The sequence below is a fragment of the Arthrobacter sp. R3-55 genome, assembly GCF_054161505.1.
On the sequence record NZ_CP096423.1, the window covers coordinates 832,604 to 852,411 of the forward strand.

The 19,808-nt window shown below is 63.1% G+C and carries 17 protein-coding genes; 8 read left to right on the plus strand and 9 right to left on the minus strand.

What is annotated here, in order from left to right:
- Positions 1-4: 4 nt before the first annotated feature.
- Positions 5-1,405 (minus strand): NAD-dependent malic enzyme, encoded by a 1,401-nt coding sequence (locus M1D51_RS04045; RefSeq protein ID WP_354227949.1) that lies wholly within the window; start codon positions 1,403-1,405, stop codon positions 5-7.
- Positions 1,406-1,626: 221 nt separating this feature from the next.
- Between M1D51_RS04045 and M1D51_RS04050 the strand changes: the two genes are divergently transcribed.
- Positions 1,627-2,382, plus strand: a complete 756-nt coding sequence (locus M1D51_RS04050; protein WP_011776026.1) for an IclR family transcriptional regulator — start codon at positions 1,627-1,629, stop codon at positions 2,380-2,382.
- A 64-nt stretch (positions 2,383-2,446) separates the two neighbouring features.
- Here M1D51_RS04050 and M1D51_RS04055 read toward each other — a convergent pair whose 3' ends face one another.
- The 3 genes from M1D51_RS04055 to pucL all read right to left on the minus strand — a co-directional run bounded on the left by M1D51_RS04055 (position 2,447) and on the right by pucL (position 5,739).
- Positions 2,447-2,929, minus strand: coding sequence for a DUF2867 domain-containing protein (locus M1D51_RS04055; protein WP_458108632.1), 483 nt, complete (start codon positions 2,927-2,929; stop codon positions 2,447-2,449).
- A gap of 179 nt (positions 2,930-3,108) precedes the next feature.
- Positions 3,109-4,617 (minus strand): nucleobase:cation symporter-2 family protein, encoded by a 1,509-nt coding sequence (locus M1D51_RS04060; protein ID WP_458108633.1) that lies wholly within the window; start codon positions 4,615-4,617, stop codon positions 3,109-3,111.
- A 207-nt stretch (positions 4,618-4,824) separates the two neighbouring features.
- Complete coding sequence (gene pucL / locus M1D51_RS04065) at positions 4,825-5,739, minus strand: factor-independent urate hydroxylase (RefSeq protein WP_201296492.1); 915 nt, start codon at positions 5,737-5,739, stop codon at positions 4,825-4,827.
- A gap of 370 nt (positions 5,740-6,109) precedes the next feature.
- Here pucL and M1D51_RS04070 point away from each other — a divergent pair, with 370 nt between their 5' ends.
- Complete coding sequence (locus tag M1D51_RS04070) at positions 6,110-6,286, plus strand: hypothetical protein (RefSeq protein WP_014922716.1); 177 nt, start codon at positions 6,110-6,112, stop codon at positions 6,284-6,286.
- A 209-nt stretch (positions 6,287-6,495) separates the two neighbouring features.
- On the opposite strand, the gene M1D51_RS04075 is transcribed toward M1D51_RS04070, so the two are convergent.
- Both M1D51_RS04075 and M1D51_RS04080 read right to left on the minus strand, forming a co-directional pair.
- A complete protein-coding gene (locus M1D51_RS04075) occupies positions 6,496-7,425 on the minus strand; it encodes a type IV toxin-antitoxin system AbiEi family antitoxin domain-containing protein (protein WP_458108634.1) in 930 nt (309 codons plus the stop codon).
- Between the two features lie 144 nt (positions 7,426-7,569).
- Complete coding sequence (locus tag M1D51_RS04080) at positions 7,570-8,916, minus strand: 8-oxoguanine deaminase (protein ID WP_458108635.1); 1,347 nt, start codon at positions 8,914-8,916, stop codon at positions 7,570-7,572.
- 434 nt (positions 8,917-9,350) lie between these two features.
- On the opposite strand from M1D51_RS04080, the gene M1D51_RS04085 reads away from it, so the two are divergent.
- From M1D51_RS04085 to M1D51_RS04105, 5 genes are all read left to right on the plus strand, one after another.
- Entirely contained in the window at positions 9,351-9,845 is a 495-nt protein-coding gene (locus tag M1D51_RS04085) for a nucleoside deaminase (protein WP_089596165.1), read from the plus strand.
- 6 nt (positions 9,846-9,851) lie between these two features.
- Positions 9,852-11,435 carry an NCS2 family permease gene (locus M1D51_RS04090; RefSeq protein WP_458108636.1) on the plus strand — a complete coding sequence of 528 codons (1,584 nt, stop codon included), beginning with the start codon at positions 9,852-9,854 and terminating at the stop codon, positions 11,433-11,435.
- A gap of 311 nt (positions 11,436-11,746) precedes the next feature.
- On the plus strand, positions 11,747-12,994 hold the full coding sequence (locus M1D51_RS04095; RefSeq protein ID WP_458108637.1) for an XdhC family protein: 1,248 nt from the start codon (positions 11,747-11,749) through the stop codon (positions 12,992-12,994).
- Positions 12,985-13,923, plus strand: a complete 939-nt coding sequence (locus tag M1D51_RS04100; RefSeq protein WP_458108638.1) for an FAD binding domain-containing protein — start codon at positions 12,985-12,987, stop codon at positions 13,921-13,923. The genes M1D51_RS04095 and M1D51_RS04100 overlap by 10 nt, the downstream gene beginning before the upstream one ends.
- Positions 13,913-16,765 carry a molybdopterin-dependent oxidoreductase gene (locus tag M1D51_RS04105; protein WP_458108639.1) on the plus strand — a complete coding sequence of 951 codons (2,853 nt, stop codon included), beginning with the start codon at positions 13,913-13,915 and terminating at the stop codon, positions 16,763-16,765. Before M1D51_RS04100 ends, M1D51_RS04105 begins: the two co-directional genes overlap by 11 nt.
- A 115-nt stretch (positions 16,766-16,880) precedes the next feature.
- Here M1D51_RS04105 and M1D51_RS04110 read toward each other — a convergent pair whose 3' ends face one another.
- The 3 genes from M1D51_RS04110 to nboR form a co-directional block, all read right to left on the minus strand.
- Positions 16,881-18,167: a DDE-type integrase/transposase/recombinase gene (locus M1D51_RS04110; protein WP_458108640.1), complete on the minus strand. Its 1,287-nt coding sequence runs from the start codon at positions 18,165-18,167 to the stop codon at positions 16,881-16,883.
- Between the two features lie 137 nt (positions 18,168-18,304).
- Positions 18,305-18,772, minus strand: a complete 468-nt coding sequence (locus tag M1D51_RS04115; RefSeq protein ID WP_458108641.1) for a GNAT family N-acetyltransferase — start codon at positions 18,770-18,772, stop codon at positions 18,305-18,307.
- 20 nt (positions 18,773-18,792) lie between these two features.
- Positions 18,793-19,431, minus strand: coding sequence for a nicotine blue oxidoreductase (gene nboR, locus M1D51_RS04120; protein WP_458108642.1), 639 nt, complete (start codon positions 19,429-19,431; stop codon positions 18,793-18,795).
- A gap of 161 nt (positions 19,432-19,592) precedes the next feature.
- Here nboR and M1D51_RS04125 point away from each other — a divergent pair, with 161 nt between their 5' ends.
- Positions 19,593-19,784 (plus strand): YegP family protein, encoded by a 192-nt coding sequence (locus tag M1D51_RS04125; protein WP_172326096.1) that lies wholly within the window; start codon positions 19,593-19,595, stop codon positions 19,782-19,784.
- Positions 19,785-19,808 lie beyond the last annotated feature (24 nt).

Consider the following 19,808-nt stretch of genomic DNA (forward strand, 5'->3'; position numbering starts at 1 on the left):
TTTTCTAGAGTGCGCTGGCGGCGTTGGCGTGCGCCGCATTTGCCACGGCGGTCGCAACATCGGCGGCAACATGGGGATCGAAGACGCTGGGGATAATGTAACTCGCGTTGAGCTCATCGTCAGCCACCCGGTTGGCAATCGCCTCGGCGGCGGCCACCAGCATGTTCGGGGTGATGTCTGAGGCCCCGGCGTCCAGCAGCCCGCGGAAGAAGCCCGGGAAGGCCAGCACGTTGTTGATCTGGTTCGGGAAGTCGCTGCGTCCGGTGGCAACCACGGCTGCGTGCTTGGACGCAACTACGGGGTCGATTTCCGGCGTCGGGTTGGCCATGGCGAACACGATTGCGTCCTCGGCCATGGAAGCAACCTGCTCTTCGCCGATCACGTGCGGGGCGGAGACGCCAATGAAGACGTCTGCTCCCTTGAGGGCGTCGTGCAGGGTTCCGGAGAATCCTTCTTCGTTGGTGTTCGCGGCAATCCAGCTGCGGTGTTCGTCGCCGTATTCCTCGCCGGAGTGGATGGCGCCGGAACGGCCGGCGGCGATGATGTGCTGCGCGCCTTGGGCCTTGAGGAGCTGGATGATGGCCGAGCCGGCAGCGCCGACGCCCGACACCACGATCTTGACCTCGGAGAGCTTCTTGTCCACCACACGGAGGGCGTTGACCAGGGCCGCGAGCGTGACGATCGCGGTGCCGTGCTGGTCATCGTGGAACACCGGGATGTCCAGCTCTTCGCGGAGGCGGTTCTCGATCTCGAAGCAGCGCGGTGCGGCGATGTCTTCGAGGTTGATGCCGCCGTAGACCGGGGCCATGGCCTTGGCGATCATGATGATTTCTTCGGTGTCCTGGGTGTCCAGGCAGACCGGCCAGGCGTCAACGTTGGCGAACTGCTTGAACAGCGCAGCCTTGCCTTCCATCACGGGAAGGGCGGCGGCGGGGCCGATGTTTCCCAGGCCCAGAACGGCCGAACCGTCGGTGAGGACGGCGATGGTGTTGCGCTTGACCGTCAGGTTGCGGGCAGCGGCCGGGTCTTCTGCGATGGCCATGCAAACGCGGGCGACGCCGGGAGTGTAGGCACGGGAGAGATCGTCGCGGTTGCGCAGGGCTACTTTGGGGACGACCTCGAGCTTGCCGCCGAGGTGCATGAGGAAAGTGCGGTCCGAGACGTGCTGGACGGTGACGCCGTCGAGCGCGTTCAGGGCGTCCTTCACGCGGGCTGCGTGGTCGTCATCGGTGGTGTTGCAGGTGACGTCAACAACGATCGTCTCGTGGTGGGATTCCGTGACGTCCAGCGCGGTGATTGCTGCACCGGCTGCGCCGACGGCTGCTGCCAGTTCGCTGGTAGCGGTGAAGCTCGACGGTGCGGCGACGCGCAGGGTGATCGAGTTTCCGGGGCTCGGATTCGCCATTGAAATTCCTCCTGTAAGGCCCGTTCCCGGGCCGCCGTTCCAAACTGAGTGTTTTCGTATTATGGATATTATTATCTACAAAGTGGAAACACAACCCCCTGCTTGGTCATGTTCGGTGTCGTCGCGCAGGTTGACGCTGTGCTGTATGTTGGGTGTTCTAAGCAATTCTTTTCACGATGCGGATAAGAGTTGTCGGAATCTGAGTCATTGGAGACAAGGGAATGGCTGAAAAAGCCTCCGGAGGCGTGCAGTCCGTTGAGCGCGTCTTTGAACTGCTGGAACTGATCACGGATGCGGGCGGCGATGTCACGCTGAGCGAGCTCTCGTCGTCCACTGACCTCCCCTTGCCCACCATCCACCGTCTTTTGCGGACCTTGGTGTCCCTCGGCTACATCCGCCAGCTGCCCAACCGCCGCTACGCCCTGGGCCCCCGGCTCATCCGGCTCGGCGAAGGCGCCAGCAAGCAGCTCGGGGCTGTGGCCCGCCCGCAGTTGAAGACCCTGGTGGAGCGCCTCGGTGAAACTTCCAACATGGCTGTGTTGGATTCCGACATGGTCATCTACGTGGCCCAGGTCCCCTCCATGCACTCCATGCGCATGTTCACCGAGGTTGGCCGCCGCGCCCACACGCACGACACCGGCGTTGGCAAAGCCATCCTCGCCCAGCTGGACGACGAAGTTGTCCGCGGCATCGTGGCCCGTACCGGCATGCCCACCCCCACGGCCAAGAGCATCGGCGACATCGACTCCCTGCTCGCGGACCTCAAGCTCATCCGTGAGCGTGGCTACTCCATTGACGAGGAAGAGCAGGAGCTCGGCGTCCGCTGCTTCGCCATGGCCGTGCCCAATGCACCCACGCCCACCGCGATCTCCGTCTCCGGCCCCATCACCCGTGTTGACCAGAGCTTCGCCGACCGCGCCGTGCCCATGCTGCGCGAGGCCGCCATGGCGATCTCCGCGGAGCTCAACCAGAACTAGACCTCCCACTCCCGCCGAGTTGGCACGTAATGCCCATGTTTTCCAAAAACATGGGCATTATCTGTCAGCTCGGCGCGGGTTTTGAGCGGGTGGCCTTCCTCAGCATCGCGTTCACCACAATGGGGTGCACCGGGCGCACGACGCCGAAGTACAGTTTCCCGCGCCAGCCTTTAAGCTCGACGGCGGTAGTCACCCTGATCAGTCGGCTCACCGGATCAACTCCGACGGCGGCCGCGAAGTTCAAATGCTTGTCCCGGACGAAGATCAGGGCTTCTTCGCCCGATTGATCCGTCACCTTGAAGGTGTCGCGAGGGGCACGGGGAACACCGATCAGGGGGACCAGGACCTGTCGCAAGCCCATTGCCGCGGCCACCCAGCGAGGCATGGAATCCAAGGAGAACACCCGCTCCGCCCATTGCGCAGGGTCGATGCCGGCGCCGTCCGGGAGGGTGGCTAAGCAGACATCGGCGTAGTCGGGCTTCGGGATCTCGCGGAAGGCCAGTGAATGGAAGCACGGCGTCTGGCTGGTCATTGCCTGTTCGGTCATGGCCCGATCCTACGGTGCGCTGTTTGCGGAAGTGAGAGCCTGCCAAGGTGGGTTCCGCACCCTGGCGAGTGCCGGCGTCGTACATTTCCTGCGTGTCCGCGTTCCTCGCGAGCCGAGAAAGGCGGCAGTGTCCCCCAAGGAAACACTGCCGCCTTTGTCACTTACGGGGCGGTGGTGAGTTAGTGCTCCGACGCGCTGGAGGTCTTCAGCGGGACTTCCTTGCCATCGGCGTCGATCAGCTTGCCGTTCTCGAACCGGTCGCCTTCGCTGAGGCACTTGATGTCCTCTTCGCTGACGATCCTGTCAGTGCCCGCGACGAACACCGACTGGTTGTCCGAGTTACCGGCCTTGAGGTGGTTGAAGAGGATGTTGAGCAGGATGGCCATGACGGCTGCCGAGCTGATGCCGGAGTGGAAGATCGTGGAGAACCAGGACGGGAAGGCGTCGTAGAAGGACGGTGCGGCGATGGGGATCATGCCGAAGCCGATCGAAGCTGCCACGATGATCAGGTTCATGTTGTTCTTGTACTCAACCTTGGCCAGGGTACGGATACCGCTGGCCGCGACGGTACCGAACAGTACGACGCCGGCGCCGCCCAGGACGGGCGTCGGAACCGCTGCGACAACACGGCCCAGGACGGGCAGGAGACCCAGGATGACCAGGATGAGGCCGCCGGCACTGACGACGAAGCGGCTCTTGATGCCCGTAATGGCAACAAGTCCGACGTTCTGCGCAAAGGCGCTCTGAGTGAAGGAGTTGAACAGCGGGGAGATGGCGCTGGAGAGCATGTCGGCGCGGAGGCCGTCGCCGATGCGGCGGGAGTCCACCTTGGTATCCACGATCTCGCCCACTGCGATGATGTCTGCCGAGGTCTCCGTCAGGGTCACCAGGATGACGATCAGCATGGAGATGATCGCGGCGATCTCAAAGGTGGGGGCTCCGAAAGCAAACGGTGTGGGGAATGCGACGATGTCGCCCTGGCCAACCTTGGAGAAATCGGCCATGCCTGCCACGAACGCGATGATGGTGCCGATGACCATGGCCAGCAGGATCGAAAGGCGGGAGATGGCTGCGTTGCCAACCTTGCTCAGGAGCAGGACGACGCCCATGGTCGCTGCCGCGAGGCCAATGTTGGCCATGCTGCCGTAGTTATCTGCCTTGGCGTTGCCGCCCATGGCCCAGTTTGCTGCCACCGGCATCAGTGTCAGGCCAATGGTGGTGATCACCGTGCCAGTGACTACCGGCGGGAAGAACTTGATGATCTTGGAGAACAGGGGAGTAATGGCCAAGCCGATCAGCGAGGCCACAATGACCGAGCCGAACACCGCCTGGATCCCGCCGCCGCCTTGGACGATCGCCACCATGGTGGAAACGCCAGCAAAGGAAACACCCTGGACCAATGGCAACTGCGAACCGAACCACGGGATGCCCACGGTCTGCAGGATGGTGGCCAGGCCGCCAACGAACAAGCAGGCGGCAATAAGGAGGCCGATGTCCTGGGAGTTCATGCCGGCCGCCGCACCGATGATCAGCGGCGGAGCAATGATTCCGCCGTACATGGTCAGGACGTGCTGGAAGCCGTAAGCAAAGGTGCTTCCGATGGAGAGCCGCTTGTCCTCGGGACGTTCGGGCTTGTGCGACTGCGACGAGGTGGTATTCGCAGTGCGGGATTTCTTCTTGATGTTCATGGCAGACTTTCTGGGTTCATGGCAGACGTCTTCGTCTGGCTAACTGTGTCTGGCTAACAAAATCTTGGTTTTGGGGGTTGGGTTTGTGTGCAGGTCCGGCCTTTTTACGGGGCGCCGTTGGGCGGACCTGCACACAAGCCCTTGGGATGGTGCTTATTTTGCGGTGCTTATTTAGTGGTGCTTGTTTAGTGCTGGTGTGGTGCGGGTTTAGCAGAAGCCGGCGATGCCGCTCCACGCAACCGGTGCAGCCTCGATGTTCTCGCGCTGGACAGTTGCTTCGATGAGGCCGTACGGGCGGTCCGCGGCGAAGAAGACCTCGTTGGGGTTGTCCAGGCCGAACGGGCTCAGGTCAACCAGGAAGTGGTGCTTGTTGGGCATGGAGAACTTGATTTCGTCCACTTCGCTGTGTGCTTCCAGGACCTTCTTGCCCATGTCGAACAGCGTCTGCTGCAGGGCATGGGAGTAGTTCTCGGTGAAGCCTTCAAGCAAGAGGGCCTTGATGTCCTCGTAGCTCTTGTTGAAGTCCGTTCCGGCGAAGTCCAGGTTGGTGTTGTAGCGCCAGCGGGCGGATACATCCGTAGCAAGGATGCGGTCCGTGGTCTCCGGCAGCGTGGTGTACTTGTCGCGCGGGTAGCCGACAAAGCCGGACTGCGTGGTCTTCAGGACGGTCAGGTCCTTGAGGCCGCTGATGAGGTGGGTGGTTGCGCCATCACGGACGACGACGGCGGTGCGCACCTCTTGTCCGTTGCGGACGAAGCTGTGGTCGTGTCCCTCGCCGTGAGCCTGGATACGATCCCAGCTGTAGGCTTCGGCTTCCCAGCGGCCGCCCGTAACCCAGTCGAATCCGCCGGTGAAGTGATCTGCGAGGCGCAGGAGGAAGGACTCGGGTGAGCCCACGCCTTCACGGGCGAAGGCGTAGACAGTGTTCTTCTGGGTGTCGGTGGCAACTACGTGGCCGTTGTCGCCTTGGAGGTGTGCGGCCTGGAAATCGCCGCGCAGCTGCGAGGTGACGTTCAGGTCTTCGATGTGGTGGCGGTCTGTATCCCGAGTGACCTTGACGACGCGGACTTCTGCCTTGCCGTACTGGTTTTCGCCGAGGACGATGTTGTTGCTCATGGTCATATCCCAACTTCTGTGAGGTGGAACCTACGTTCCATCAATGAAATTAAGCGCGTGTTTCCACTGCGTTTCTGGTGGAGCTGACCCAACAAAAAAGAGCCAGCATCCATGGATGCCAGCTCATTACGACCCTGCCTGCTGCTCTCAGGTTACGTGACCTACGCCACGAACTCATTCGAGAGTAGCGCACTATTTCGTCTTCTGTATACGGGTTTCGGGGGATCGTTATGAAGCATCCAAATGTGACCGGGGCAACGTCCTTTGGCCTGGAGGGGGTCTTGACGCGTTGTTTGGCAGCTGCCTACACTTTCCACATAACAATAAAAGTTTTCCGAAGAGCGGAAACTGCTTGCATGCGAAAGAGGAGGAACAGATGGACTCGAAGGATACGAACAACGTCGTGGAATTCCCGGCGCCGGGTCAGGAGCTGTACCTGCCCTTCGGTGCAACAGATCCCGACTTCTACATTCCGGCCGACTGTGACCGCAAAGCCGGCGGGTTCTCCCGTTGGCTGCGGGCACTCCCGGTGTTCGGCCGGCAGCGCCCCTAGGATCTTTCCTGCATCCAAGGGTGTGCGGACTCTGCGCAACAGAGCCAACGAGGCGGGCGATACCTGGGGAGGTGTCGCCCGCTTTTCCGTGCCCTCCGCCTGCTGCGGCCCGCCCCGCGCCCACCACCCCGCGCCTGTCCGTTTCGTGGGTTGCCAGTGCAGCGTGCCGTGCGCACCATCGAATGCACAGCGAACCCCCGAGATGGGCTCTAGCTTGCTCTCCGCAAAACGCTAAGTACGCTCGTTTTGAACTCCTGCTCCCTGAATAGGTCCTGCCACTTGATTCGGATGAACTTCCAGCCGAGCTCCGTGAGGGCCTTTTCTCGCTGCCGTTCCTGGTAGATCACCTCGGCGGTGGGTGCGTAGTCGAAGTACTTGACCTTGCCGTCGAACTCCAGGGCCACCTTCTTTTCCTTCCATGCCAAGTCCAGCCGATGGTGACCTTCGGCTGACGCCACCTTCACCTGTAGTTCGGGCAGCTCGATACGCAACCTTTGGAGCAGCTCGCGGGTCAGGGTTTCGCCGGGTGACTCGGATCTGGCATCGGCATTCTCCAAAGCCCGTCGAAGAGTGAGAACTCCGTTGCGTCCGGCCCGCGATGCGCACATCTCTTGCAGTTTCGAGGCGTCGGCACCCTTTCGGAGGGCGTGATCCATTAACACCAGGGCTTGTTTGTAGTTGAGCATGAGGCAGCAGTCCACAACCGTCTGTTCCAACGTGGTGCAAGGCATTCCCTTGACGAAAACAGCCCCCATCATCGCCAGCGGGCGGGTGTGCGGTATGACGTCCTTGCCGTGTGAAGTGGCGGATGCTGTTGTTTCCGTCGTGATGTGGACTTTATTTCCAACACCCCACAGGAATAAGCCATGAAGACGCGCCGCTGAGGTGTGGCTGTAGACCAAACCGCCGCCCGACGTCGAAAGTGTGCCGTGTGCGTGCGCGGCGACCAGCTGCAGACTTTGAACCCAGGGCTTTTGGGCTGCCCACGTGCTGCCTCGAATATAGCAACCACGGCGGAGTCGTACTAAGGCGCCGGCGCGAACCAGCGCGGCAATCCTCCGATGGTTGATGCCTAGCTCGTGGAGCTCATCGGTCCGCCATAAATCCATACCCGCAGGAAGCTCGTTGCTCTGTGTCATGGATCAAGAATTCAATGAGCCGACGGGCAAAGACAGGGGCGGGTTTGACTATGTGGAGAAGCCCGCTTCGAGGGTTCGCTGCCGACAGTGCCGTTTGAACGGCATAATGCGCAGCGAACCATCGAAACGGGCGCAGGAAGGAACCTAGCCCGCCACCAACTTCCGCGCCGCCGCCGAGTGCTCAGCGATGAGCCCGGCAACGTCCAGCCCGGGAATCGCGCCGTCCACCACCCGCCATGAACCGCCCACCATCACACGGTCTGCCCGGTCCGCCCCGCAGAGCAACAACGCAGCTACGGGGTCGTGGCTTCCGGAGAACCGCAGCTCGTCGGGCTTGAACAGGGCCAGGTCAGCTTGGAGTCCGGGTGCCAGCTGCCCGATGTCGGAGCGCCCCAAAACGGCAGCGGATCCACGGGTAGCCCAGCCCAGTGCCCGCTCCACAGGAACCGAGGCCCCGTAGCGGAGCCGTTGCAGATACAGGGCCTGCCGTGCTTCGAGGATCATGTTCGAAGCATCGTTCGACGCCGAACCGTCCACTCCCAGCCCCACCGGGACGCCCGCGGCCTCAAGTTCCAGGACGCGCGCGGTGCCGGATGCGAGGCGCATGTTCGACGTCGGGCAGTGGGCCACCGCTGTTCCTGCGGCTCCCAGCCGCGCAATTTCCTCGTCGTTGAAGTGGATGCCGTGTCCAAGCCAAGTGCGGTTGCCCAACCAGCCCACGGATTCCAGGTAGTCCACAGTCCGCAGCCCGAACATGGATTTGCAGAAGTCTTCCTCATCGATCGTCTCGGCGAGGTGGGTGTGCAGCCGGACATCGAACCGCTCAGCCATGGCCGCAGACTCGGCCATGATTTCCTTGGTCACCGAGAATGGCGAACACGGAGCCAACGCAATTTGCACCACGGCCCCGTCACCGGTCTCGTGGTACTGACGAATCAGCCGTTCGCTGTCCGCAAGAATCGCCTCGGGTGACTGGACCGTGGTCCTGGGCGGCAGCCCGCCGTCGTCCTCTCCCAAGGTCATGGACCCGCGGGTCAGCGTGGCGCGCATTCCCATGGCACGAACCGCGGCTACCTCGATGTCGATTGCGTCTTCCATGCCGTCGGGGAAGAGGTAGTGGTGGTCGGCGGCGGTGGTGCAGCCGGAGAGCAGCAGTTCGGCCAGCGCCACCTGCACGGCGAGCTCGAGGCTGCGAGGGGTCAGCCTGGCCCACACGGGGTAGAGGTTCTGCAGCCAGGGGAACAGGGGAGCGTTGGCCACCGGTCCCCAGGCGCGGGTGAGGGTTTGGTAGAAGTGGTGGTGCGTGTTGATGAGCCCGGGCAGCACCACGTGGGCGGAGGCGTCAAAAACGGCCGCGGGAGCAGAGGGCTGCCCGCCTGAAGGCACCAGCTCAATGATGGTGCCGGAATCGGAGACCACCAGGCCGCCGCCGGCGTCGAGATCATTTGCGGTGAAGATACCCAGCGGGTTCTTGATCCAAAGGGGGGTCATGTCAGGTTCCTTGTCTGGTCGGCGTGAACGCGTTCCAGCTCAGTTAGGCCCTGTCTGCTGATCCAGGTTTCGGGCCCGCATGGAGAGCGGCCCGGTCCAAAAAGCGTAAAAGGCACGACGGCGGCAGTCAACGCCAGTGCGCGGCAGCCAGTCACATTCGGGCACCAGCCAGGTACCGTCCCCGGCACCACCCGCACCGCCCAGCAATTTCGCATGACGAAATTAAGTTTTCAAAAAACTATGGCGCGGCTCACAAACCTGGTGCTACGCTCTAGTTGCCAAAGGCGGGCACCCGGACCTCGGGAAGCTATCTACCAGGCGCAACTTAACCTTCATCGCACATGCTGAAGCCTGGTAACCAAGCTAACTGGAGCTCCTTTTTGTAGCGCCCCCAACAGGTCACCTGGCTTCCTCAGCACTAAGGAAGTCGCAACATGAGTACAACCGTCACGGCCGAGCAATTCCTGGCCACATCCATTGAGCTGGCAACAGCCAATGTCCTTAACAGTGGGGGCCCGTTCGGCGCCGTCATTGTCACCGCGGACGGACGAGCCTTCGAAGGCGTCAACCGCGTTACCGCCACGAACGATCCCACCGCACACGCAGAAGTCACGGCCATCCGTAATGCCTGCCGCGAGCTGGGGACGTTCGATCTCAGCGGAGCAACCCTCTACACCAGTTGCGAGCCGTGCCCCATGTGCCTGGCTTCGGCACTCTGGGCACGCGTTGACCGCGTGTTTTTCGCCGCAGACCGTCACGACGCCGCGTCCGTTGGCTTCGACGACGCAGTTTTCTACGAGTACTTCGAGAATGACAACCGGGACGCGCTGATGCCGGTAGCCAAGCTGGAACTGGGCGACCCTCAGGCTCCGGCGGCCCTCCAGCCGTTCACCACATGGAACACGCTTGATTCCAGGATTGATTACTAGGGCCCGGTGGCTGAAATGAAAATCCTGGATAACGCAGAAATGCAGACAGCAGCTGAGAAGCAGGCTGCGCTCTTCCCCAACGGAGAAAACAGCGCAGGGCCCACAGCGGCAAAGCACACGGCAACCGGCCTGGCAGATGGCAACAAGAAGCCCCCGGTGTCGAACTCCTTCCTGGATAGGTTCTTCCAGATCTCCAAGCGTGGCTCCACGCTGGCCCGCGAATTCCGCGGCGGCCTGGTCACCTTCTTCACCATGGCATACATCGTCATCCTGAACCCGCTCATCCTGGGCGGCTTCTCGGCGGAAAATGCCCCAACCGATGTCGCCGGTGGCTGGCTCTCAGCAGCACAGGTCGGTGCCGTCACCGGCCTGACCGCCGGTGTCATGACCATCATTTTCGGTTTGATCGCCAACCTGCCCTTCGGCCTCGCAGCCGGCCTCGGCATCAACTCCTTCCTCGCCGTCGCGGTCATCCAGGAAGTCACATGGCCCGAAGCCATGGGCCTGGTGGTCATCAACGGCATCCTGATTGTCATCTTCGGCGCCACCGGTGCCCGGACGGCGATCTTCAAGGCAGTCCCCAAGGAACTCAAGGCCGCCATCACCGTTGGCATCGGCCTGTTCATCGCGTTTATCGGCTTTGTGGATTCCGGTTTCGTTCGCGCAACCACGGGCGGCCCACCGGTCCAGCTCGGCGATAACGGCTCCATCACCTCCATCCCCACCCTCGTCTTCATTGTGGGACTGCTGACCATGGGCATCCTCGTGGCACGCAAAATCCAGGGCGGCTTGCTGATCGGCATCGTCGCCACCACTGTCCTCGCCGCTGTTGCCGAGGCCGTGTTCCACATTGGTCCAGGCAGCGCCGAGAACCCGGGCGGTTGGCACCTGAACGTGCCCATCCTGTCCAGCCAACTGGTGTCCGTCCCGGACCTGAGCCTGGTGGGCCAGTTCGACCTCTTCGGCTCGTTCGCCAGGATCGGCGGATTGGCGGCCACCATGCTGGTCTTCACCTTGGTGTTCACCAACTTCTTCGACGCCATGGGCACCATGACCGGCCTGGCCAAGAGTGCAGGCGTGGCACACAAGGACGGCACGTTCCCCAAGCTGAAGTCGGCCTTCATTGTTGAAGGCATGGGCGCAGTGGTGGGCGGCGCAACGTCCGGTTCATCCAACACCGTGTACATCGACTCGGCGGCGGGCATCGGCGAAGGCGCACGGACCGGCCTGGCCTCGGTGGTCACCGGTTTGCTGTTCCTGGGCTCCATGTTCTTCACCCCGCTCACCTCGGTGGTCCCGTTGGAAGTTGCAGCAGCAGCCCTGGTGGTGGTGGGTGCGATGATGATGGCGCAGATCCGCGAGATCAAGTTCACCAAGTTCTCGATCGCCCTCCCGGCTTTCCTGACCATTGTGACCATGCCGCTGACGTACTCCATCGCCAATGGCATCGGCGTCGGGTTCATCTCCTTCGCGGTGATCAGCGCGGCGTCGGGTAAGGCCAAGAAAGTCCATCCCCTCATGTGGGTGGTCACGGCAGGCTTCATCATCTACTTCGCCCGCGGCCCCATCAACGCCCTGATGGGCGTCTAGCCGGAAGCCGCACCCGCGCCGGCGGATATCCCGGCACTTCGATCGGCGGTCCGCCGGTACCCACCGCACGAATAGGCGTCCGTCGTCGTCGTCCCCTTAATACAGGCACGACGGCGGGCGGCGGCTGGGCGGCCGACGCTCCGTCAGGGAACGGGGGCAGGGAGATGAAGCCCTTGCCCCCGTTCCTATGAACTCCCACTTTTACTGAATAACCGCGACTACCTCCTCTGGAAATGAGAATATGAGGCAAGATCGCGCACTGCTCCGGCCGGGCCACCCGGCTGGGACACCTGGAATAAGGATGTGTTGCCATGCTGGATCTGATGCCTTCACTGGGCAGCTGGCGGCCTGCGGTCTCCGGCCAACTGTGTGCTGTGGCCACGATCGTAGGGACCGGCGGTTCCGTGCCGCGGCCCATGGGAACCTCAATGCTGGTCTCCGAAAACGGCGAAATCCTGGGCAGCCTGTCCGGCGGTTGCGTGGAAGGTGCCGTGGTGGAAGCGGCTTTGGAAGCAATGCGCGACGGCGGCCCCCGCCTTGAGTCGTTCGGCTACAGTGCCGAGGACGCATTCGCCGTCGGCCTTACCTGTGGAGGGGAACTGGAAGTCCACATCCAGCCGCTCCGGGCAGGCTCGCCTGAACTGTCTGTTTTCGCCGAAAGCCCGCGACCTGCGGCCCTGATCCGTCGGCTCGATGCCCACGGCGGAGTCATGGTGGTCAATGATCCCGTCCGGTTCCGTGCCATGGAGTCCGAGGAACTGGCCAAACTGCTGGGCGACCACCCCTCCACACTTTTCGCCGCGGCTGCCCAGGTGGAGCCACTGCTCCAAGGTGGCCGCGCCGGCTTGGTCCGCCTGGCACCGCCTGAGGGATGCATCGATGGCTGGGTTACCACCGAGAGGTTGGCCAGGCCCCCGCAGGAAGAAACCCGGCCGGAGCCGATCACCCTGTTGGTGGAGAGCCGCTTGCCGGCCGCCCGGATGCTGATCTTCGGAGCCAACGACTTCGGCGCAGCACTGCTGCCCGCCGGGCAACTCCTTGGCTACAACGTCACGCTATGCGACGCCCGGCCCGCCTTCGCCCAGCAAACACGGTTCGCAGCAGCGGACCAAGTGGTCACCCAGTGGCCGCACCGTTACCTTGAAGCAGAGGCAGCGGCAGGACGCATCGACGCCCGCACCGTAGTGTGCATCCTGACCCACGATCCCAAGTTCGACATCCCCTTGCTCCAGAGCGCGCTCCGTTTGAACCTTGCGTATCTCGGCGCCATGGGGTCCCGTCGCAGCCATCGTCAACGGATCGACGCCTTGCTCGAGGCGGGCACTTCCCCGGAATCCCTGGAGCGGCTGCACTCGCCCATCGGACTGAACCTTGGTGCTGTCACTCCTGCCGAAGTTGCCGTGTCCATCACCGCCGAAATCATCGCGGAGCGCGGCGCGGGCCGGCGGACTTCGGACGCACCCGGCTTCCCGTCCCTCAAAGACAGCGCCGGCCAGATTCACCCGGCCCCGGCTTATCCAGCTACCCAAAACCTCACTCAGGAGGACCCATGGACATGAACACCATCGAGGCCGTGGTACCCACCACGGACCCGGCACAATGGCGCGACGGCGATGCCTGGCTCGCCGGGGGAACTGTCCTTTTCTCCTACGGCAGCACCGTTCTGAAGCGGCTCCTTGACCTGGGGCAAGCGGAGTGGCCCGCGATCACTGTCACTGACTCAGGAATCGAACTGGCCGCCACCTGCACAGTCGCCGAGCTCTATGCCCTGCCGCGGTCCGCGGAAATAACCAACCGTGAATGGCCCGGACTGGCACTGATCCGCCCCTGCTGCGACTCCTTTGTGGCCTCGTTCAAGATCTGGAACATGTCTACGGTGGGCGGCAACATCTACACCGGCCTGCCCGCGGGGCCCATGACCTCGCTCTGCGCCGGGCTGGACGGCGAAGCCACCATCCTCAGCCCGGACGGGACCAGCCGGGACGTTCCCGTGGCAGACGTCGTCACGGGTGATATGCAGACTGTCCTGGCTCCGGGGGAGTTGCTCCGCAGCATCCATCTGCCCGCCAACGCGCTCTCCGCCCGCGTCGCTTTCCGGCGCCTGTCGCTCAGCAACCTTGGACGCTCCGGCGTCCTGCTGATCGGCCGGCTGGACCCCGACGGCGGACTGGTCATCACCGTGACCGCCTCCACCAAAAGGCCGGTACAGCTCCGGTTCCCCGCCGGACAGGTTCCCGACGCCGGGACGCTGGCTGACGTCGTCGGCGATTCCATCCCGTGGCCGCTGTACCACGATGACATCCACGGGCTTCCTGCGTGGCGGCGTGACATGACGTTCAAGCTGGCGGAGGAGATCCGGGCCGAGCTGCTGGGCGAGTCGATGACCGTGTCCGGCGATTTCTGGCCGCCGCACAACACCTCGCCCCAGCCGTCCACCCAGCCAACCGCATCAAGCACCCAGCAGAAGGAGGCCCGCAATGGCAATTGAAATCAACGGTTCTGCCTCGCAGGCCACACCCCGCCCTGGACAATGCCTCCGCACGTTCCTCCGCGAGGAAGGAAACTTCGGAGTCAAGAAGGGCTGCGACGGCGGCGATTGCGGTGCCTGCACCGTGCACGTCGACGGAACGCCGGTCCACAGCTGCATTTACCCGGCAGTCCGGGCCGAGGGCAAAGCAGTCACCACGATCGAGGGCCTGGCATCTGCAGAAGGTCTGCACCCTGTGCAGGAACAGTTCCTCGAGGCCCAGGGTTTCCAGTGCGGTTTCTGCACCGCCGGGATGATGATGACCGCGGCAACGTTCGACGACGAGCAACGCGCCAACCTGCCCCGCAACCTCAAGGGAAACCTGTGCCGCTGCACAGGCTACCGTTCCATTGCGGACGCGGTCTGCGGTCACGGCGATGCTCACCGTGATGCTCACGGTAGCGACCAAGGGGACCACCAGCACGCTGCTGACGTTTCGGGGGCGCAGCCGGTGCAGAGCGCTCAAGCTCCAGCCGCCGTGCCTGCCACGCCGGGCCAACTCGGCGACAACGTTCCCGCTCCGGCCGGCCATGCCGTGGTCACCGGAACCGCCCGCTACAGTCTGGATGTTCCGGCCGAGGATCTTCCGGGCCTGCTGCACATGAAGCTCCTGCGTTCGCCGCACCCGCATGCCCGGATCGTGTCCATCGACAAAGCACCCGCCCTGGCTGTTCCTGGCGTCGTTGCGGTCTTCACCCATGAAGACGCCCCGCAGCTGTTGTTTTCCACGGCCCAGCACGAGAACTACACCGACGACCCCGACGATACCCGTGTGCTGGATAACGTGGTGCGGTTCATCGGGCAGCGGGTTGCCGCGGTGGTGGCCGAGTCGGTGGGTGCCGCCGAGGCAGGTGCCCGCGCGCTGGACGTGCGGTACGAACTCCTGGAGCCGGTGTTCACTCCGCAAGAGGCCATCCTCCCAGGAGCCCCGGCGATCCATGGGGAAAAGGACGGTGTCTTCTCGCGCATTTCCCGTCCGCTCCAGAATGTCGTGGCCGAGGTGCACGCCGAACTGGGCAGCGTGGCCGACGGCTTTGCAGCGGCCGACTTCATCCACGAGCACACGTACCAAACCCAGCGCGTGCAGCATGTTGCGATGGAAACCCACGCATCCATTGCCTGGGTGGACGCGGACGGCCGCTTGATGATCCGTTCCTCCACGCAGGTTCCCTTCCTGGTGAAGCGGACGCTGAGCCGGGTGTTCAACCTGGCCCCGGAGACCATCCGTGTAGTGGCCGGCCGGGTTGGTGGCGGATTCGGTGGCAAGCAGGAAGTCCTCACCGAGGACCTGGTGGCTCTCGCCGCCTTGGCACTCGGCAGGCCCGTGCAGCTGGAGTTCACCCGCACCGAGCAGTTCACGGCCACCACCACCCGGCACCCCTTCACCATTCACTTGAAGGCCGGTGCCAGCCGTGATGGTTCCCTCACTGCGCTGCAGTTGAACGTCCTCACCAACACCGGTGCTTATGGAAACCACGCTCCCGGTGTGATGTTCCACGGCTGCGGGGAGTCCCTGGCCGTGTACAAGTGCGTGAACAAGAAAGTGGATGCCCACGCCGTTTACACCAACACCGTCCCGGCAGGTGCTTTCCGTGGCTATGGGCTGAGCCAGATGATCTTCGCCATCGAGTCGGCCATTGACGAGCTGGCCATAGGGATCGGCATGGATCCGCTCGAGTTCCGGCTCAAGAACATGGTCCGGCCCGGAGATCACATGCTCTCCACAACTCCTGAGCCTGAGGAAGACGTCCACTACGGAAGCTACGGCCTGGACCAGTGTGTTTCCTTGGTCCGGGACGCTTTGGACCGCGGCAAGGAACGCTACCGGGCTGCCGGCTTGGATGATCTCGGTCCCGATTGGGTGGTGGGGGAGGGCTCAGCCCTGTCCATGATCGACACCGTCCCGCCCCGCGGCCACTTCGCCCACACCCGGGTGAGCCTGGAAGCGAACGGAAGGTTCGCCGTCGACGTCGGTACTGCTGAATTCGGGAACGGCACCACCACTGTCCACGCGCAGCTGGCTGCCACGGCCCTGGCTACTACGGCGTCCAAGGTGACCGTGCGGCAGTCCGATACCGACCTCCTTGAGCACGATACCGGCGCGTTCGGTTCTGCCGGAACTGTGGTGGCCGGCAAGGCGACACTCGGTGCGGCGCTGGAACTGGCCACCCGGATCCAGACTGTTGCCGCGTCGCTGACGGGAGCCGCCTTGACGGATTGCCGCTTGGTGGACGGCGCCGTCGAGTGCGGTGACCGGACCGTGCCGCTGACGGAAATCGTCGACGCCGCCCGGCTGCAAGGCGTCCGGCTCGCCACCGACGGCAACTGGGGAGGGACGCCACGGTCTGTGGCATTCAACGTCCATGGCTTCAGGGTTGCCGTCAACACGGGAACAGGTGAGCTGCGCATCCTGCAGAGTGTCCAAGCCGCGGACGCCGGTGTGGTGGTCAACCCGCGGCAGTGCCGTGGGCAGATCGAGGGCGGTATTGCGCAGGCGCTCGGCGCGGTGCTGTACGAGGAAGTAAAAGTGGACGACGCCGGCCGCGTCACCACGGACATCCTGCGGCAGTACCACATACCGTCGTTCGCGGACGTGCCCCGGAGCGAGGTGTACTTCGCCACCACCAACGACTCCACCGGCCCGCTGGGAGCGAAGTCCATGAGTGAGAGCCCGTTCAACCCCGTGGCTCCCGCGCTGGCCAACGCCATCCGCAACGCCACGGGCATTCGCTTCGGTGAGCTGCCCATCGCGCGGGACAAGATCTATCTGGCCCTCCGCGACCGCACCCTCATCCCCAACTGACCCCCGTCCCCGTGCCAGCCCAACTAGGTAACAGCAAACGTCGCTATGAGCCCTTGTCATGTCTCATGACCTTGTAGACACTTCATGTCTCATGACTTCGTAGACAGTTGGTGTCTCATGACTGTGTGGACACTTCGGCTTGGGGCTTTGTTTGTCGGTTTTTGAGGGGTGGGTAGTTCGTCCGTTTCTTGCGGGTGCCTCGTGGGTCGGCTTCGACTCCTGTGGGTTTGCCGTTGCCGACGTAGGGTGTGCCTCGGGGCGGCAGTGAGTGCGTGATGATCTCGGTGCCGCGGGCGTCGAAGAAGACGATGGTGCTTTCGTCGTGGAGGATGTGCACGGTGGCGCCGATGTGTTCTTTGCCCAGTTTGAAATGGGTTCCCAGGATCGTCGCGCATCCGTTTCGGTTCACTGTTCGTTGCGTGGTTCGCCGTTCAGGTCCGGGTGTGGGCTCTCGTGGGGTCGCTGGCGGGGGTGTCTTGGGGGTCGCGTTCCATGCTTCCTGGGGTGTCATTGCCGGTGAGAGTGCCTGGTGTTCCCGTTCGCTGTTGTAGTAGAGATCGAACGCGTCAACCTGGAGTTGCAGGGCGGCCATTGAGGATGCAGGTGGTTGCCGGTGCAGGTATCGGTGCAGTGTCTGATGGAAGCGTTCGTTCTTGCCCTGAGTGGTTGGTTTGTAGGGTTTGCCCGTGATCGGCTCCACGCCCCTGGCCTTGAGGAACTCCACGAGCGCCCCCGTGCGGCCGCGGCGGGTGGGATTCAGTGCCAAGCCGTTGTCGGAGAGGAATTTCTGCGGTGCCCCGTGGCGTTCGATGGCCTGTGTGACCACCGCAACCGCGGCGGCGCTGGTCTCCCCGGTAGCGACCAAGGACGCCAGCGCAAGACGTGAATGGTCATCGATGAGCTGAAAGATCACCACCGTCTTCCCGTCAGCGAGTTGCCATTGGGTCGAATCGATCTGCCAGCACGCGTTCGGCTGGGGATAGACGAACCTTTTGTAAGCGCTTCGTGGTTTCTTCCGAGGTTCGGGCACTACCACCCCCGCCCGAACAAATATCCTGGCCACGGTGGCGCGGGAGGGCGGTTTGAAGCCCTGTCTGGAGAGCTTCGCGATAACCGAGAGTGGGCCGTGATCGAGCCCGCTCTCGTGTAGTTCCTCCCTGGTGCCCAGCAGTAGCTCGATCATGGCCGGTGCCGTGCTGGTCGGCGTCGTCCTCGGAAGCGTGGACTTCTTCTCCAACGCCTTCACCGGCCCCACCTCAGCTGCCGCCGCCCGGACCCGGTAGAACCAGGCCCGGGAAACGTTGTGCTTCCTGCAGAACGCTGAGACCGCGCCCCTGGGCGAATCCTCGGACCACGTTGCCACAGCATGCCGGATCCTGATGTCCGGCTGGGATTTACTCATGAACAGCAGCAAACCCGCCCACGAACTGTCCACGATGTCCTGAGACAGAGTGTCTACGAAGTCATGAGACAGAACTGTCTATTAAGTCATGAGACTCCACAGTCGCTATGAGCCCTCATTGCGACGTTTGCTGCTACCTACTTGGGGGAGACGGTGAGCTCCATGAACACACTGTTCGGGTCCAGGGTGTAATCCCCAAAAGGCGGGCACTCCGTGAAACCGTGCCGGGCATACAGCCTGCGTGCCGGAGCGAAGTAGTCCTCTGTTCCCGTCTCCAAGCTCACGCGTTCGTATCCCAGCCGGGCAGCCTCGGCCACAATGTGCTCCAGCATCCGGGTGGCCAAACCACGTCCGCGTGCGGCGGATGTGGTGCGCATGGATTTGATCTCTGCCTGCCCGGCGGAGAGTTTCTTCAGCGCACCACACCCCAGCAAGGTGCCGTCCTCGCGGGCTGTCCAGAACGTGATGGCCTCGTGGGACAACGCCGAGTGATCCAACGCGTGAACACTCTCTGCAGGCGACGTCGCGAACATGTCAGCCAAGTGCTCGCTGAGAAGCTGGTGGACGTCGGGGCGCGCGGGATCGTCGGGTTCGATGCTGATCATGCCCCTAATTTACCCGCCGGCTACCCTTCCAGAAGATGCAGCTGATCCTTGGTGTCCAGGTCCTCGCCCGAGCACAGGTCACTGCAATCCACCAGGTCCACCAGGCCGGGATGCGCTTTGAGGAAGGAGCGCGCGCCGGTGTCGCCATGAGCCGCTGCTGCGGCATCGGCACGGAGCGCGACGTCGAAAATCACCGGGTGCCTGCGCTTCAGGTGACCCGACTCGTCAGGGTAGGCGGCTGCGGTGACCCGGCCGGGACGGTGGCTGCCCAGCAGCCGGCTCACCGCCGTCGGGGTTAAACCGGGTTGGTCCACCAGCGCCACCATGATGCTGTTGCCGGGGGTGGCGGCGTCGATTCCGGCGCGGAAGGATCCGGCCATGCCCTTGGCCCAGTTCTGGTTTTCCGCCACCGTATAGGTGCCCAGATCGGTCTTCCGACGGACCTCGTCGGCCTCAGCACCGAGCACCACAACAACTTCGCGGCAACCGCCGTCGAACAGGGTATCGGCGAGAACCTCCACCAGGGTCCGGCCGCGGAATGGCAGCAGCGCCTTGGGTCCGCGGCCCAAACGGGTGCCGGCGCCTGCAGCGAGGAGCACACCCGTGGTGGGGGCCGTGCCGGTGTCAGTCATATCCTCACGATACGCGCGGGGGTGCATGCGGTCTCTAGCTCCTCGGGGACTTTCGAATTGATCTACCTATATCGGTTGTAAATTACCGATCAGTAGGGCTTTTGGACGTCTGAAATGGCCGATATCGTCTATGAGGGAGTTATGAAGTCAGCTCGAAAACGCAACGATGCGTGAAAGTACAGGGGAAAATGGCTGGCAATTTCGAAATTCTCAAAGCAGGATCCAACTCATTCCGGTTCAGGCTCACCGCCGAGGACGGCACGGTTGTGGCAGTGTCGCCACAATTTCCTAACCTTAAAGCCGTGGTGGACGGCATCAACGCGGTCCGCGAAAATGCGGCGACCGGCTTCGTGGTGGACCGGAGGAACCTGGGCACCTGAGCCCGGTCAAACAAACCAGCGAAA